This is a genomic window from Pleurocapsa minor HA4230-MV1 (assembly GCA_019359095.1).
In the GTDB taxonomy this organism is placed as follows: Bacteria; Cyanobacteriota; Cyanobacteriia; order Cyanobacteriales; family Xenococcaceae; genus Waterburya; species Waterburya minor.
In genome coordinates this window covers 1-15,187 of the sequence record JAHHHZ010000017.1, presented here as the reverse complement: position 1 = coordinate 15,187, position 15,187 = coordinate 1, and the positions used below count along the sequence as shown (strand labels likewise).

17 protein-coding genes are annotated in these 15,187 nt (G+C 39.5%); 9 read left to right on the top strand and 8 right to left on the bottom strand.

All coding sequences use genetic code 11. The annotated features are described in order from the left end of the window. Positions 1–20: 20 nt before the first annotated feature. The 6 genes from KME09_07350 to KME09_07325 all read right to left on the bottom strand — a co-directional run bounded on the left by KME09_07350 (position 21) and on the right by KME09_07325 (position 4,247). Positions 21–539 carry a hypothetical protein gene (locus KME09_07350; protein ID MBW4533740.1) on the bottom strand — a complete coding sequence of 173 codons (519 nt, stop codon included), beginning with the start codon at positions 537–539 and terminating at the stop codon, positions 21–23. Beyond that, the gene (locus KME09_07345) at positions 536–694 is read right to left on the bottom strand and encodes a type II toxin-antitoxin system PemK/MazF family toxin (GenBank protein MBW4533739.1); all 159 of its coding nucleotides are present in this window, start codon (positions 692–694) and stop codon (positions 536–538) included. The genes KME09_07350 and KME09_07345 overlap by 4 nt, the downstream gene beginning before the upstream one ends. Further along, a complete protein-coding gene (locus KME09_07340) occupies positions 691–930 on the bottom strand; it encodes a hypothetical protein (protein ID MBW4533738.1) in 240 nt (79 codons plus the stop codon). Before KME09_07340 ends, KME09_07345 begins: the two co-directional genes overlap by 4 nt. A gap of 140 nt (positions 931–1,070) precedes the next feature. Next, positions 1,071–1,331: a hypothetical protein gene (locus KME09_07335; protein MBW4533737.1), complete on the bottom strand. Its 261-nt coding sequence runs from the start codon at positions 1,329–1,331 to the stop codon at positions 1,071–1,073. Then, entirely contained in the window at positions 1,328–1,528 is a 201-nt protein-coding gene (locus KME09_07330) for a hypothetical protein (protein MBW4533736.1), read from the bottom strand. Before KME09_07330 ends, KME09_07335 begins: the two co-directional genes overlap by 4 nt. Before the next feature lie 313 nt (positions 1,529–1,841). Continuing rightward, the gene (locus tag KME09_07325; GenBank protein MBW4533735.1) at positions 1,842–4,247 is read right to left on the bottom strand and encodes a ribonucleoside-diphosphate reductase subunit alpha; all 2,406 of its coding nucleotides are present in this window, start codon (positions 4,245–4,247) and stop codon (positions 1,842–1,844) included. A gap of 342 nt (positions 4,248–4,589) precedes the next feature. On the opposite strand from KME09_07325, the gene KME09_07320 reads away from it, so the two are divergent. From KME09_07320 to KME09_07295, 6 genes are all read left to right on the top strand, one after another. Then, a complete protein-coding gene (locus tag KME09_07320; GenBank protein MBW4533734.1) occupies positions 4,590–4,880 on the top strand; it encodes a PipX family protein in 291 nt (96 codons plus the stop codon). Positions 4,881–4,910: 30 nt separating this feature from the next. Further along, the gene (locus KME09_07315) at positions 4,911–5,579 is read left to right on the top strand and encodes a YggS family pyridoxal phosphate-dependent enzyme (GenBank protein MBW4533733.1); all 669 of its coding nucleotides are present in this window, start codon (positions 4,911–4,913) and stop codon (positions 5,577–5,579) included. 856 nt (positions 5,580–6,435) lie between these two features. After that, entirely contained in the window at positions 6,436–6,594 is a 159-nt protein-coding gene (locus KME09_07310) for a hypothetical protein (GenBank protein ID MBW4533732.1), read from the top strand. Positions 6,595–6,964: 370 nt separating this feature from the next. Continuing rightward, positions 6,965–7,534, top strand: coding sequence for a cell division protein SepF (locus tag KME09_07305; protein ID MBW4533731.1), 570 nt, complete (start codon positions 6,965–6,967; stop codon positions 7,532–7,534). Positions 7,535–7,561: 27 nt separating this feature from the next. Then, positions 7,562–8,371 (top strand): pyrroline-5-carboxylate reductase, encoded by an 810-nt coding sequence (proC, locus tag KME09_07300; GenBank protein ID MBW4533730.1) that lies wholly within the window; start codon positions 7,562–7,564, stop codon positions 8,369–8,371. Between the two features lie 40 nt (positions 8,372–8,411). Further along, complete coding sequence (locus tag KME09_07295; protein MBW4533729.1) at positions 8,412–8,621, top strand: hypothetical protein; 210 nt, start codon at positions 8,412–8,414, stop codon at positions 8,619–8,621. Positions 8,622–8,684: 63 nt separating this feature from the next. Here the strand turns inward: KME09_07295 and KME09_07290 are convergent, their stop codons facing one another. Then, positions 8,685–9,167: a glutathione peroxidase gene (locus KME09_07290; GenBank protein MBW4533728.1), complete on the bottom strand. Its 483-nt coding sequence runs from the start codon at positions 9,165–9,167 to the stop codon at positions 8,685–8,687. Positions 9,168–9,197: 30 nt separating this feature from the next. Between KME09_07290 and KME09_07285 the strand changes: the two genes are divergently transcribed. Beyond that, positions 9,198–10,082 carry a glucosamine-6-phosphate deaminase gene (locus KME09_07285; protein ID MBW4533727.1) on the top strand — a complete coding sequence of 295 codons (885 nt, stop codon included), beginning with the start codon at positions 9,198–9,200 and terminating at the stop codon, positions 10,080–10,082. Between the two features lie 21 nt (positions 10,083–10,103). On the opposite strand, the gene glyS is transcribed toward KME09_07285, so the two are convergent. Then, a complete protein-coding gene (gene glyS / locus KME09_07280) occupies positions 10,104–12,239 on the bottom strand; it encodes a glycine--tRNA ligase subunit beta (protein MBW4533726.1) in 2,136 nt (711 codons plus the stop codon). 506 nt (positions 12,240–12,745) lie between these two features. On the opposite strand from glyS, the gene KME09_07275 reads away from it, so the two are divergent. Both KME09_07275 and KME09_07270 read left to right on the top strand, forming a co-directional pair. After that, positions 12,746–14,110, top strand: coding sequence for a hypothetical protein (locus tag KME09_07275; GenBank protein MBW4533725.1), 1,365 nt, complete (start codon positions 12,746–12,748; stop codon positions 14,108–14,110). 434 nt (positions 14,111–14,544) lie between these two features. Beyond that, positions 14,545–15,030 (top strand): hypothetical protein, encoded by a 486-nt coding sequence (locus KME09_07270; GenBank protein MBW4533724.1) that lies wholly within the window; start codon positions 14,545–14,547, stop codon positions 15,028–15,030. Positions 15,031–15,187: the final 157 nt, after the last annotated feature.

Sequence of the window (15,187 nt, the reverse complement as noted above, 5' to 3'; positions counted from 1 at the left end):
TGTCTACATGACTTACGACTTCAGTCATTACCAACATTACGGTCTAACCAATAATTTACAAGAGCCTCCTCGATTAAAATATCCTCCTCAACAGATTCCAGCTTCCACTGAAGGTAAGCAACGATGGCGGATACCTTTGCCACATCGTAACGATTAAATTCTTCACGGGCAAGCTCTTCCATAGTTCCGCCACCCCAGATCTTCGCAATTTTTGTCTCTCCTGGGAAGGCTAAGTACGAACACAAACGATATGCTGGGTCAACACGCCTTAGTTCGCCACGAATATCAGCAATTAGGTAGGCAGGAAGATAGAATTGAAGCGCGTTATTGGAGAAAAATGACAAAGCAGATCCCCAGCCGTCAGGGGCTTGATCCAAAAACTGGGAATCAAGTTGTTGCCAATCCTTTTTTCCAGAGAACTCCTCGATTAGTGCCGCTGGTTCATCGCCGTAGCTGCTTGCTGTAAGATCATTGTCGCCCGGATACGTTACATCCGCAAAGGCTTGTTTGATCTTTTGGATGAGTTCATCTCGCATCATTGCTGATTGGTAGTCAGAGGAATAGTAAGAATTGTGGTTGAAAACCGAGAAACAAGATCGTTCTGAAAGATGATGATAGGACGAGTACCCGCTTGTTCATAACCTTGTGTTGGGTTGAGATCTGCTAACCAAACATCACCTCGTTTAAGATTCATAACTTATCTTCGCGTTCAAGCATTGCTGTATAATCACTCATGCCAGCTTCAGCCAAAGCAAGATCTTCTTCACCAAATTCCGTGGCGAGAGATTCAAGTTGACTAGGATCGATAACAATTTTGTGACGACGTTGATCGCGAAATTTTAGAAAATCAATAAAATCGGCTACTTGCTGAAGCTGTTCATTAGTTAGTCGATCTAAGTCTTGTTTGAGTACTTCACTACTAATTGGCATGGCAGATAGTTAAGACAAAATATAAATATCATTGTAACTAGTAGTCTATTGCTGTATTGGCAAGCGCTCGCGTCATTGAGCGATCTTCTTAACCACCAATCTCTCTAAACAGTCGGCTGCAACACCGTTGTTAGCTGGCGTTATCCACCTCTTAACAATTGGTCATATTCTGCATGTGTTCCAATCCAAAACCACGCAATTTCATCATTTTCCCCTACAGCCAAAGCACGGTAGTGAATGCCAATTCGCACTGACCAAAACTGACCTACCTTTTTGAAATGTAATGATGGATACCGAGAATCTTGTTTGAGTAGGTTGTAGCATCGATCCGCTAGGTTTTGAATTTCACTTGGTAATTGTCGATAGTGATACCAGAAGTCAGGAGTTGCACGATGTCTCACAGGTCGTTACAACGTCCTTCTTGTAAATGTTGTAATGCCCGATTTGCTAACCCATCAAGCCGACCTGCTGCAACATCTTCCTCAAATTTCCGATCCCATATTTCAGCATCGAATTCTGCAAACCAGGCTCGGAAAGCTGCTAGTTCATCTGCGGATAGCTTACTAATAGCAGCTTCAATCTCTTGTAAGTTACTCATAAGTTTACAAAAACAATGTGGATAAAATAAAATTCAGTTTTACCACTACCTTGCTACATTTTTCATCTGAGACTTTTTAACTTAACAAAATTTTGCTTTGACTGGCAAATGTAAAAGGCTACACACGTAGCCAGCTAGCTATTTATTTATAAGGACTTTTTCTATTAGCAACACTGCCAAAAATTCGCACATTATATGCTTCATGTTTAGTAGCGATCGCGCTATCGATCAATTTGGGCAAACTGTTACGGGAGTAAGCACATTGTCCTAGTTAATCAACAGGATGAGAGGCATTAATTAACGCTACGCACCACTAATTTGCACAGGCTACACAACCTTCGCTGGATTCCTTGAAGTCGTCCTTCTGGACAGTACGAACGTAATAAACTGCTTTACAACCTTCTTTCCATGCCAGAACTAGAGTTTCAAAGATATCCTTGGCTTTGACTGCTCTTTGAGGTTCGTCAGAGAAATATATTCCTTGATTAAGATTGAACAGTAATTCCATGGAGATACCTGTATCAATCCACTGCTGCATTACCGCCACGGCTTTAACTACAATTTTCTGGTCAAGACTTTTATTTTCCCGATAGAACCAAAAACAGTCTTCAATAAAGGGTGGAGCGATGGGTACAGTACCTTTTGCCCACTTGTCATAGAAAAACTTACTGTAGGTAGGGAGAATACTCGCGGTACATCCCTGTACTAAAGACGAAGAAGTATTTGGTGCGATCGCTGTAATATGGGAATTACGAATACCATAGGTTTGAACATCCTGAGATAGCTGTTGCCAACGTTCTCGATCGTTCGTTAGGGGTAAGATCTCTGATAAAGACTTAGAACCGAGTAATTTACCTTTACTCCATTCACTACCAGGAAAAGCAGTATAAGCGCCACGCTCTTTTGCTAGTTCCATGGAGGCGGAGGTACACCAATATGCCACCTCTTCAAACAGATGACTAATTTCTGCTAGGCTTTGATAGCTCAAATGGCGTTTTGCTAACCAGTCGGCTAATCCCATGCAGCCTACTCCAATGGTGCGGTACTTATCGTTATGGGTTTTGCTGTCTTTAAAGGGAGGCTGAGTAATCTCGATTGTATTATCCAAAATGCGCACGGCTAACTTAGCAGCGTCGGCTATTTCTGCTTGCTCCAAATTGGCTAGGTTAAGAGATACCAAATTACAGCAGTGCGCCTCTAATCCTGGCTTAACATTACTAAAGCTTTCGCAACAAAGATTTACTCCAGGAATATATCCTTCATGCTTATTTGGGTTAGCCCGATTGATGGTGTCTTTAAAGGCGAGGTAGGGCATTCCTGTCTCAACCTGGCTCCGCATGATGTGTTTAAACAACTCACGAGCATCAACCTGCTTGTAAAGCTTAATTTTCTTGCCTAATTCCGCTTCAATAGTCTGATAGGCAGCCTCAAAACCATCGCCCCACTCTTGAGCTAGCTCAATCCCCAGCTGTTCTTTAACTTCGTAAGGATCTACCAATGTCCATTGTTCCTTGGCTTCCACTCGACGCATAAACTCATCGACAATTACCAATTGGGGAAAGACATCGTAAGCTTTCCGACGGCGATCGCCATTTTCCGCCTGCATCTCTAAAAACTCAGGCACATCTAAATGCCAAATATCTAAACCAATAGTAACCGCCCCAGCTCTACGCCCACCCTGATTAACCGCGATCGCTGTATCATTAAGTAACTTAATCCAGGGAATTACCCCCCCAGAAGCATTCTCTTTGCCCATTACCCAGCTACCAGTAGCGCGGATACGGCTCACGTTTACCCCCACACCACCACCATTTTTGGAAATTCTGGCTGCATTGGTAATCTCGGCAAAAATGCTCTCTAAATTATCGTCCATGCCAATAATAAAGCAGCTACTCAAAGAACCTTGAGGAATTCTCAAATTAGCTAAAATCGGCGTGGCTAAGGAAATTTTACGTTGGGCGATCGCTTCATAAAATGCTCTAGCGACAGTCAATCTAACTTCTGGCTGTTCCTTGGAAGCCAACAGCAAAGCACAGGTAAGATAAGCTTCTTGAGGTAGTTCATTAGTTAACAAATACCGTTTGGTTAACAATACCGCCCCAGCGTAATCATAATCTCGATCCCAATCGGGGTTAATCCAAGTTCCCGCCTCAACTAACTCTTGGGTGGAATATTGCAAAATTTGGCGATCGTAACGTTTGGCAGCTACCTGAAATTCTACTGCCGCCGAATAATCACCGTAGCCAAATCCTCGGCTGACTTGAGTATCTTTCCAGAGACTCCAGATATGCAGTCTACCTGCCACATAACGCCAGGCTGGTTCATCAGGGCTGCACATGCCTAAAGCACAGTCAATTAGATTATCCTGAATATCTCTAGTGGTAACACCATTGCGTAATCTAGTAGTTAAGCCAGCCTCTAAAGTGATGGAGTTAACGTTTTGCCCCGTACAAGCCCATTCGACTACAGCCCGAATTTTGGTTATATCTAAGTTAGTCGGTGAGCCATCTCGTCTCATGACTAAAATAGGCGTAGCAGTATTGTCTGATGTCGTTTCTGGTATCGAAGGTAATACCCCAGAACTGCTAGAATCTGTATTTGGTTGTTGAGATCTTATTTCTGTGGCAACTTGACTAGAAGGTACAAAAGGCTTGCTCGCATCTGCTACTGAATTAGCGGTTGACATTGAGTTGCTGGTTAACGGCGAGGTTGGCTGCATATAGTCTGAGGCTAAAAAAGGCTAAATTTTCAACTATTGGGCAAACAGTATTTTGATTAGATTTCATATCTTTACGCGAAATTTTCCAGGTAAAGGAGGCTGATGAAACAACTAGATTAGAGTTTGCTCAGTATACTATAGCTTAAGTTTTGCTATATATAGCGTTTCTTTTAAAACTTTTAGCTCATATTACCCTATATATAGTTTTAAAAATTTATCAAGTAACAAAATAATTATTGATTATAATCAAGAGCTACAGTTTAAGTATTTTTTGTATTTCCTGGAGTGAAGGGCGGATAGTATAATTTTTAGAATATTCTTGAGTCTATAGTAAAAAATTAATTGAATTACAGAGTGAATAATCAACCCAATGAAGTTTATCTAAATCACCCTACTTTTGGACTCCTCTACAGAATATGTCTGTTGAAAGATAATCAAGAATTATTTACTACCCTATACGCTCAACGCTTGTTTTTTACTGTAAGTGTTAGTAACGACGCTTTTTCTTTTGAACCCATTAGCCGAACAGAGGCTCGCCTGTTGATTGAAAGTTTGTTGCGCAGATTGTTGTTAGATCGAGAAACAGAAAAGCATCAGCAGCTACAGGCTATTTATCAACGTACTTTTCTGTAGTTTTGTGATTCAAATTTAAAGATTAACCGTATGACAGGCTATATTTCGCAGAAAATCGCCTTAATTAGACAGGAAATCCCTCCAAATGTCGAGCTGATTGCAATTACCAAGCAAGTTAGCGTTGAAGCGATGCGGGAGGCTTATAGAGCAGGCATCAGAAATTTTGGCGAAAACCGACTTCAAGAAGCGTTATTAAAACAAGAACAGCTAAAGGATTTAACTGATGTTGATTGGCATTTTATTGGACATATTCAAAAAAATAAAGCCAAAAAAGTTTTGCAAAATTTTGCCTGGATTCATTCAGTAGATAGTTTATCTTTGGCACAGAGAATGAATAGCTTGGCAGCCGAACTCAATTTGATGCCTAAAGTTTTTCTCCAGGTAAAAGTTTTGTCAGATCCGAATAAATATGGTTGGGAAATTGACAATTTATTACAAGATCTAGAACTACTTAATCAATTTGAGCGACTCAATATTCAGGGATTGATGACAATCTTACCTTGGGGTTTATCTTCGGTGGAGATTCTTAAAGCATTTGAAAAGGTGGCAGAATTATCAACGACCATAAAACAAAAGAACTACGCAAATCTGACCATGACAGAACTATCGATGGGAATGTCTGGAGATTATCAACTGGCTATCCAAGCAGGAGCCAGCAAAATTCGTTTAGGTAGAACGATTTTTGGAGAACGGACATAGTTAACCAATTTTTTGCACCCAAATTAAATTAATAGTTTGAGTACTTGGCAACGGTTTACTCATTTTGGCAGAAACATTGTGCGGTTTCAAATAAAATACATTTATAAAACTTAAATTTGATATTTTAAAGATTAAAAAGTATTTTAAAAAACAGTGATAAATAAAGTTTTGTTAAATAAAATAAGAACTCTATCGATGGTCAGAGACAGAATAAACGCAATGATTTATACAATTAATTTATAACCACAAAAAAATCTCAAATATTGACACAATTTCTTTTTTTCTTGTTTAAATAAACTCTTTTGAAAATCGCAAGTTTCTTGTAGTGGAAACATTTGATTGGTGTGAGAGATTTATTAAGAAAAATAAGGAGTCATAAAATGAACAATTGTATTTGCTGCCATGATCATTTACTGAGACATATAAATCACCATCGAGTCTATTGGTTTTGCCCTACTTGCTATCAAGAAATGCCAAGTATAGATGCGTCAATGCTTGATTATCATCTTAAACGGTTAGATGTAAAATTCCAAAAGAAGTCTATACTCTCTAATATTAAATAGCAAACACAAATTATCAAATGTTTGTTATTTAGAAAAAATTATCAACAATTATTAATGAGAAAAAATAAAACCTATAACGAATGTCAATTTAGATCATTGATCAAAAATTAGCAAAAAACTTAGTGAGCAAATCTGGTGCGCTTTTCAACAGTGAGCAATGTTCACTGTTCACTAAAAAGAGGTCTTAAGCCTAATTAATCAATTGTTCAATGTTCACTGCTCATTGATAAAAGTATTCCCTTTAATCCTCTATTATTAAACACCACAAAAACCATATCTAAAGAATATCTACCATGATTGAAACACCTCCAACTCGTCCCAACCCTACTCCCCAACCAGTACCCGAACCTCAACCTGTACCGACACCTATCCCGCAACCATTACCGACTCCCGAACCTCAGCCAGTACCAAATCCAGAACCACAACCACAACCTATTCCCCAAGCTAAATAATTTAATCGCGACTAACTACAAATTCCCTTTAAATATCAATAAATGTAACAAAAACTTAAGGCAAATAGAATTAAATCAAAAATAGATTGCCTTAAGGCTGCCATTTATAATTAGGTGGAGTAGAATTGAGGCGCCAAATAAAATATTTCTTTGAATACAGCCACTTTCTCATTAGCTTTTGAGAATGAAGCTGATAGTTTACTAAATTAAATAGAAACTGAAGTTAGCAAAGTATAACCTACTAATATGAGTTGTACAGTCAAAACTTCAATTTAAAAATCTAATTTGTAACTAAGTAACTAAGCAGCAATTTTAAAGAAATATTAGAGCAACCAATTAAAGTCGTAAATTAATGGAAAGAATAAGCAATATGTTGAACACCTTAAAAGAATTTTTTGGCATTGAAAATGAGTACGAAGGTGACGAAGAAGATTACACCGAGTACGATCCAGCTCAAGAGGAGATAGACGCTCAAAATTTTTCAACTACCACCAATGGTAACCAGCCAGAACTAACTAAAGTACCTCCCAGCAACCATAAAAACAACCGCAAACAAGAAATGAAAATTAATAATGTAATCGGTATGCCAGGATTAACCAATGGTAATTCAGAAGTAGTCGTGATCGAACCCCATTCTTTTGAAGAAATGCCTCAAGTGATTTTGGCATTGCGCGATCGCAAGTCAGTGGTGTTAAACCTCAACATTATGAATCCTGAAGAAGCACAACGAGCCGTGGATTTCATTGCTGGCGGTACTTATGCCATGGATGGACACCAAGAACGAGTTGGAGAAAGCATCTTCTTGTTTACTCCTAGTTCAGTTAAAGTTAGTAGCCTGAACGGAATTCTTAAAGACGTACACACTCCGGAAGCTCATGTACGTCGCACAACTCCTGCACCTGATGCTTGGGGACAACAATCCCATGTTGCAGCTCAGTAAGTTCAATTGAGATAGTATTATTAGATCATGGAATCTAATAGTATTTGCCTCAGTATAATTGGTGGCGGGATAATGGCAGAAGCTATATTATCCCGCCTTTTAGTGACACAGGTTTTTGTGGCTAACACCGTATTAGTCAGTGAACCCAGCACAGAAAGAAGAGATTTTTTGGCTCAGAAATATCAAGTTCGGGTAACGGCTGATAATCAAGTTGCGATATCGGACGCTCAAATTTTATTACTGGCAATTAAACCTCAAGTATTCGATTTGGTAGTTGCCAATATTACACCCAATCCTAACAGCACGGTGATTTCCATTCTGGCGGGAGTAACTATCAATAAATTAGAGCAAGCCTTCTCGCAACAGCCTGTAATTCGTGTCATGCCTAATACCCCCGCTACAGTAGGTGTAGGAATGACGGCGATCGCTCCAGGGACATATGCCAAAGCAGAACATATTCAGCAAGCTAAATCAATCTTTTCTGCCGTTGGTGAAGTAGTAGAAGTAAGTGAATCCTCAATGGATGCGGTAACAGGATTATCGGGATCGGGCCCAGCTTTTGTGGCGCTAGTAATTGAAGCCTTAGCAGATGGTGGTGTAGCTTCAGGATTACCCAGAGCGATCGCTTTACAGTTGGCGACTCAGACAGTATTGGGTACAGCTACTCTGGTTAAAGAGACAGGAATACATCCAGCAGTATTAAAAGATCGTGTAACAAGTCCTGGAGGAACAACGATCGCTGGAGTTGCTAAATTAGAAAGTGAGGGATTTCGCTCGGCATTAATTGAAGCGGTGAAAACCGCCACTGCTAGATCTCAAGAATTAGGACAACAATAGTTAGTGACGGGTAAAAATAATTGAACTTAATAATAGCGATATGAATCCTGATGATAAAAAGTTTGCTTTCCTTGTTTTGGGTATCCCTTTAGTCGGTTTAGCTTACTGTGGTTTAGGTATAGCAGCCATGAGTTCTATTAGTATTGTTAGATTGCATCCCATAACCTCTGGCGCAATCTTTATTTTGTTACCGTTTGGCATAGCAGCCTATATTTGGACTTCCGCTTCCGCTAAAGCTTATAAAAAGTAGCTGGAGTGGGAATTGTATTACAAGGGCGAAAAGTAGTTCGCCCTTACCAATTTACTTAGCAATTTACTTAGCAAGTTCAGCTTCAATTGCCTGAATTAATTCAGGAGAAGTAGGAGCGACACCACTACCAAAGCGCGCCACAACTTCCCCTTGTTTGCCGATCAAAAACTTCTCAAAGTTCCAGGCGACATCACCCTTTGGCTCAACAGCTTTAGTTAAGGTTTGATATAAAGGATGTTGTTCAGAACCCTTAGCGTGAACCTTGTCCATCATGTCAAAGCTAACGCCATAGCTAGTTTCACAAAACTTAGCAATTTCTTCATTAGTTCCTGGCTCTTGCGCACCAAAATCATTACAGGGAAAGCCCAACACTCGTAAGCCCTGTTCGCGGTAATCTTGGTTTAGCTGTTCCAATCCTTTATATTGAGGAGTATAGCCACAGTAGGAAGCCACATTAACAATCAGCAATACCTTACCCTGATAGTCAGCAAATGTTTCAGATTTGCCTGCGATGTTTTTGACGGCTATGTCAGATATATTGCTCATGTTCTACTAAAAAATTCGATTAATTTATAGATGCCAGATCGTACTTTACCATCCCTTAATACTCAGGTAATCAAAATTGATGATCTATCCGTGAGAATCTCCGCTTCTGCTGCTGAGTTGACTCAAGACATAGTGATGCTGGCACAAGAGTATTTGCAATCATTATTACAGCAGCAAGCAACTGTCAGGATTATTTTAGCGACAGGCAATTCACAGCTAGACTTTTTGCTGGCGATTGGGCGTGGTCTTGGGGTTTATCCCCATAAACGATATGCGGAGCGGTATCCTTTAGGACCCAATCAAGAAGCGATCGCTCAAGAAAATCAATTAGATTGGTCGCGAATTATCTTCTTCCATCTCGATGAGTATTTAGGTATAGCTGCCGATCATCCTGGTAGTTTTCGTGATTATTTACGCCATAAAGTAGAAAAACAAGTACAACCCCGTCAATTCCATTACATCGAAGGAGATGCCCAACAACCCTTGGCGGAATGCGATCGCTATAGTAATTTATTACAGCAGCAGACTATCGAGCTGTGTATGTTAGGAATTGGTGACAATGGACATCTGGCTTTTAATGAACCTACTGTTGCCGATTTTCAAGATCCTCAAGTAGTAAAGTTGGTCAAGCCAGAAACTAAGACGCGCCAACAACAGGTAAATGGAGGCTACTTCGCTGATTTAGCAGCCGTACCCAGCTATGCCTATACTCTAACTATTCCCGCAATTTGTGCTGCGAAGCAAATCTTTTGCCTAGCAGGAGGAAGTCATAAGGTAGGAGTTGTTAGGCAGACTTTAGAAAATGCGATCGCGCCTAATTTTCCCGCAACTATTTTACGCACTTTACCTCACGCGACTTTATTTTGCGATCGCAATTCTTTCATAAGACAAGATAGTAAAATCAGTAATCAGTAATCAGTAATCAGTAATTAGTAATCATTTAACGATCGCTCCAAAATCAGCTAAAATCCTAGCGTGATTCCGCAACAGTCCTAAAAGATTTAAGCGATTGCGTTTAACGTCAGGATTTTCTGACATGACTAAGACGCTATTGTCGCCATCAAAAAAGTTACTTACCACAGGAACAATTCTGGTTAAGCCATCAATTAATAATTGATAATTGCGCTCTTGTTGCGCTGCTTGTGTCTGGGGTAATAAATCTACTAATGCCTGATAAAATTCTGGTTCAGACGATTCCTCAAACAGTTCAGGATTAACTAAACCTTGAGGATTTAAAGTCTGTGTATCCAAATCGCCTTGACTTGCTAGACGTGCCGAACGATTAATCGTTTCATAGATCTCATTTAGTTTGCCATTGTCGCGGGTTGATTGTAAAAATAGAGCGCGATCGCGAATATCTAATAAATCCTCTAAAGCTCTTTGGCTATATTCAGGATCGTTGTCTCCTACCACTGCATTGATCAGATCATAATCAACCTTTTCTTCTTGTAGTAGTGTTCGTATTCGTTGCAGAAAGAACTCTTGTAAAGCTATTAAAGGTGAACTGCGATCGCTATGGGCAGAAACAAAATCGGCTGCTCCCTGTTCTAGTAATTGATTGAGATTAAGGGGTAAGTCTGCTGACCAAATAATGTTCACTATGCCGTTAGCTGCTCGACGGAGGGCAAAAGGATCTGATGAGCCAGTAGGAATCATTCCTAAACCAAAAATGCCGACTAAAGTGTCTAGGCGATCTGCCAAACCAACTACCTGACCATTTAGAGTACTAGGCATGATGTCATCCGCACCTCTAGGCAAATAATGTTCAAAAATGCCCTTGGCTACAGTTGCTGATTCACCACTAACTACTGCATATTTTTCCCCCATAATTCCCTGTAGTTCAGGAAATTCATATACCATCTGCGTTACCAAGTCTGCTTTGCACAGAAGAGCAGTACTTTCAATCTCATTTTGCTGTGACTCATCAACGCTCAACTGTTCGGCAATAATTTTCGCCGTATCAATTATGCGATCGACCTTGTCCCGCATCGAACCTAAATCTTCTTGAAAGGTGACGTTTTCTAGCTGAGGCAAATAGGTATCTAGATGCTCATCGCAATCTGCTTGATAGAAAAATTGTGCGTCCGCCAGCCTAGCGCGAATAACTCTACCGTTTCCTTCGGCAATAACATCTTTCTTTTGTGGATCGCCATTAGAAATAGTAATAAAGTTAGGCAGCAACGCTCCACTTCCCTCTTGATGAACGGGAAAATAACGTTGATGGTTAACCATTACCGTTGTGATTACTTCCGTTGGTAGCGTCAGAAATTCTGCCTCAAATTTACCTGTAACTGCACTAGGGTATTCAACCAAATTAATGACTTCAGCCAGCAAATCTGGGTATATTTCTGCTTTCCCACCAATTTCCTGAGCCTGCGCCAAGATATCTGACTCAATCTTCTCTTTTCTGGCAAGACAATCTACTTCTACAGCAGCGGAGCGCATTGTCTCAACGTAATCTGTGGCTTGAGCAATTGTTATGGTCTCAGGATGTAATACTCTATGTCCCCGAGAAAAGCGATCGCTTTGAATACTTTCTGAACCATTAACCAATTCTAAGGGCAAAACCTCACTATTCCACAACGCCACCAGCCACCTAATCGGACGAGGAAAACGCAACTCCCCATCTCCCCAACGCATAAAGCGCTTACCTTCTAAACTTGTAATCCAATGTAGGCAAAGCTCTGGCAAAATCTCTCTAGTCTGACGACCTTTAATTTGCTTTTGAATAAAGACAAATTCACCTTTGCTAGTATCTCGAATTTCTAAATTTTCCAGGCTCACACCCTGCTTACGCGCAAAACCTTCTGCTGCTTTTGTAGGCTGTCCATCTTTAAATGCTGCTGTTACAGGAGGGCCTTTAATTTCTTCTTCTCGATCTGCTTGGCGATCGGGGATATCTTTGAGCAATATGGCTAAACGGCGAGGAGTTCCATAATACTCAACGGTTCTAGCGTTGACAAACTGTTCCGACAAGCTAGCTGGGATTTTATTCTGCCACTGTGCGATCGCACTGCTAACAAAATCTGCGGGTAATTCTTCTGTACCGACTTCTAACAAAAAATTAGCCATAAATAGAGATTTACTTACTGCCCTACCGTTTAAACAGGATAGCAGTTATCCGTAGTCCATTCTTTGTTATTTCTGCTGAACACTAGATATTGATTATTACATCTGTGCGATGTGAATCAACTCTTTATTTATAAGAATAATTTATATTTTTTAAAGTTATCATCAAAGATTTATATCACTGCTATTAGTGGTATCAGACAGCGAGCTGAATGATTCAGGCTAAAAGCTCTTAAATCAGGCGATTTGCGTTAGGCAAAAATCTCAAAAATATTCGATATTTTAATAAAATTTTAATGTTTGTTAGCGTTTTTAGCGGATTATTTTGCTGAACGTTATCCGAATTTTTATCTTTTGCCTGTTACGTTTTTTCATATACACATCGTCAACTCGGCATACAACAGCATCCTTACCTGGATTTATAGGCAAATTGTCACTATCAAGAGTAGTCTTAATTTCGCATTTGCTGGTAGTGTAAAACGTAAATCTTGAAATTTAGAGCAAAAAACATGGAAGATTCCCTAACTGTTGAAAATAATGTTGATTCAACTTCTACAGATAATTTTGGCAGCACCGAAAATCTAACAGGTACTGAAACAGGCACTGAAACAGGTACTGAAGCAGTCACAGAAACAGGTACTGAAGCAGTCACAGAAACAGGCACTGAAACAGGCACTGAAACAGGCACTGAAACAGGTACTGAAGCAGTCACAGAAACAGGTACTGAAGCAGTCACAGAAACAGGCACTGAAGCAGTCACAGAAACAGGCACTGAAACAGGCACTGAAACAGGTACTGAAGGTACCGATAGTCTATATACAGGAGACACAAACACTACTCCAGAAAGTGAGGTTAGTGATTCTGTCTTTCCCGAGACGATTAGTCAAGATAGCAATGTTCCAGTAGAAAGTGGTGGAAACGTTATTAATGTAGATGCTGATTTTGGGGGTGATTTAAAAGCGGCGATCGTCGCTGCCCAAGATGGCGACACAGTTGAGTTGGGCAACAACACCTATACTACTTCTGGAGTTACTATCGACAAGGACATCACACTTACTGGTCAAGAGGGTACGGTAATTGATGGTGGTGGCTCATGGGATCCTATTTTAAACATAACTCAAGATGCTGATGGTGCAACTATCCAAAACCTAGAATTAACTAATGCCAATATTGGTATTAACAGCTATGGTGCAACGGATCTAATTCTACAAAATTTAGATGTCAATAACATTGGTCTGAGCCAACCAAACACTGACGGTCAAAACAACACTGGAATTAACCTCGACAGTGCCGATGGATTTCAGGTTCTCAATTGCAACATCAGTGATGTGGGCAGAAAAGGTCTTGGCGTTGGCGATACCAGAGGAGGTACAGTTAGTGGTGTTACAGTACAAGGTGTCAATTTAGCTGCCCAACATCCCCAAAACCATGATGCTGGTGGAGTTAAATTTTTTAATACTACTGACGTTGCTCTTAGAGATAGCAGTTTCTCTAATATTAATGCCCATTTCATGTGGAACGATACCACCCATGGGACTACGATTGAAAATAATACTGCCCAAGGTGTTGGCAGTGACTATATTGGTCACGGCTCAAATTCGAGTCAAGGATTACCTATATACGGTCTTTATAACGAAAAAAGTGAAGACTCTATTGTTAATAACAACAATATTACTGCTATTGATGGATTTACAGCTTATAATTCAACACAATTTACTACTGAAACACAAAGTCTTGGCACCAACGAATTTTCAAGTCAAGAGTTTGGTTCTACAGACTATTATGCCAATGAGCAAGCCGAAATACTGGTGGCCACAACTGAAGATCCATCACAGGCTGGTTTTGAGTTGTTTGCCGCAGAATATAATAGCTAGGCTATTATTTAGTCTTCAGTACCCAATAGTCGAAGTTATTTAATTATAAGGCTTTAAAAGTTTACTATTAGTAGCTTCATTTACACTCACATAAAACCAACTAAATAGGAATATTTGATTTTTAAATTGAATATAAATCCTAGTTTTTTCCATAAAAGACTAAGCAGAGTTTTTAAAAGTTTTGATTAGACTTAGATAAACAATTAGAAATATGCTGTTTAGTCTTTTATGTTGCTTCTTATATTTATATGCAACCTTTATGACGATTTAATCTATATTAAAGTTTCCGACATCTCTTAAAATTTTAAATAAATATAATTTTTGAAAAGATAGATTCAAGAGTGAATTCTTAAATCTATCTTTTTTTTTACTTTTTATTTTTATCTTGTGTAGACCAACTTAGACAAGTAAAGTAAATTTTACCGAGAACTAGTATGAAACTTCAATTTAAAGCTTTATCAATTATTTTGGGTTTAGCGGCGTTTTTAGGCACTTGTGCTTCTGCTCAAAGCGGAACTCCTGACATTAATAGTGCAGATAGTAATGTAGAAAACTCAGCTGAAGTAGTTCCCCAGGAAATAAAATTAGGAGATCCTCAAGAAACTCAAGAAGTTCAAGATGCTGAAGCAGAAGTCTCTGAGGATCATCAAAACACCGAAGATACTACTCAATTAGAAGCTGTCGAAGAAGTTCAAGGTGCTGAAGTTGAAGTTTCTGAGGATAATAACAATGCTGGAGATGCTGAATTAGAAGCTGCCAAAGAAATTCAAGATGCTGAAACTGCGGAAATTGAAACTCCTGAATTGGAAGCAGTAGAGGAGTCTGAATCGGTAGAAGAATCTAGCAGCACAGAAGAAACTCTTGACAATAGGGTTGAAACTGTCAAGAAAGGCGTTGAAGATGGTAAATCTCAGTTCTAATTCAACTAGTAATTTAATTCTCCTGTTGTTTCTATAGAACCCATTTGAGATCTTTTATCAAGATGGATTAAAGTAAGAAAGACAGTTCAATCGAATCATCATGGCATATTCCAGCAGTCTTAGCGACCAAGAATGGGAAATCTTTGAACCTCTGTTG

Excerpts from the sequence above, each read along its gene's own strand:
- KME09_07340 (MBW4533738.1), bottom strand. The coding sequence starts at position 930 with ATGCCAATTAGTAGTGAAGTACTCAAACAAGACTTAGATCGACTAACT.
- KME09_07285 (MBW4533727.1), top strand. The coding sequence starts at position 9,198 with ATGCCAGATCGTACTTTACCATCCCTTAATACTCAGGTAATCAAAATT.
- KME09_07330 (MBW4533736.1), bottom strand. The coding sequence starts at position 1,528 with ATGAGTAACTTACAAGAGATTGAAGCTGCTATTAGTAAGCTATCCGCA.
- KME09_07290 (MBW4533728.1), bottom strand. The coding sequence starts at position 9,167 with ATGAGCAATATATCTGACATAGCCGTCAAAAACATCGCAGGCAAATCT.
- KME09_07310 (MBW4533732.1), top strand. The coding sequence starts at position 6,436 with ATGATTGAAACACCTCCAACTCGTCCCAACCCTACTCCCCAACCAGTA.
- glyS (MBW4533726.1), bottom strand. The coding sequence starts at position 12,239 with ATGGCTAATTTTTTGTTAGAAGTCGGTACAGAAGAATTACCCGCAGAT.
- KME09_07295 (MBW4533729.1), top strand. The coding sequence starts at position 8,412 with ATGAATCCTGATGATAAAAAGTTTGCTTTCCTTGTTTTGGGTATCCCT.
- KME09_07345 (MBW4533739.1), bottom strand. The coding sequence starts at position 694 with ATGAATCTTAAACGAGGTGATGTTTGGTTAGCAGATCTCAACCCAACA.
- KME09_07270 (MBW4533724.1), top strand. The coding sequence starts at position 14,545 with ATGAAACTTCAATTTAAAGCTTTATCAATTATTTTGGGTTTAGCGGCG.
- KME09_07305 (MBW4533731.1), top strand. The coding sequence starts at position 6,965 with ATGTTGAACACCTTAAAAGAATTTTTTGGCATTGAAAATGAGTACGAA.
- proC (MBW4533730.1), top strand. The coding sequence starts at position 7,562 with ATGGAATCTAATAGTATTTGCCTCAGTATAATTGGTGGCGGGATAATG.
- KME09_07350 (MBW4533740.1), bottom strand. The coding sequence starts at position 539 with ATGATGCGAGATGAACTCATCCAAAAGATCAAACAAGCCTTTGCGGAT.
- KME09_07325 (MBW4533735.1), bottom strand. The coding sequence starts at position 4,247 with ATGCAGCCAACCTCGCCGTTAACCAGCAACTCAATGTCAACCGCTAAT.
- KME09_07275 (MBW4533725.1), top strand. The coding sequence starts at position 12,746 with ATGGAAGATTCCCTAACTGTTGAAAATAATGTTGATTCAACTTCTACA.
- KME09_07315 (MBW4533733.1), top strand. The coding sequence starts at position 4,911 with ATGACAGGCTATATTTCGCAGAAAATCGCCTTAATTAGACAGGAAATC.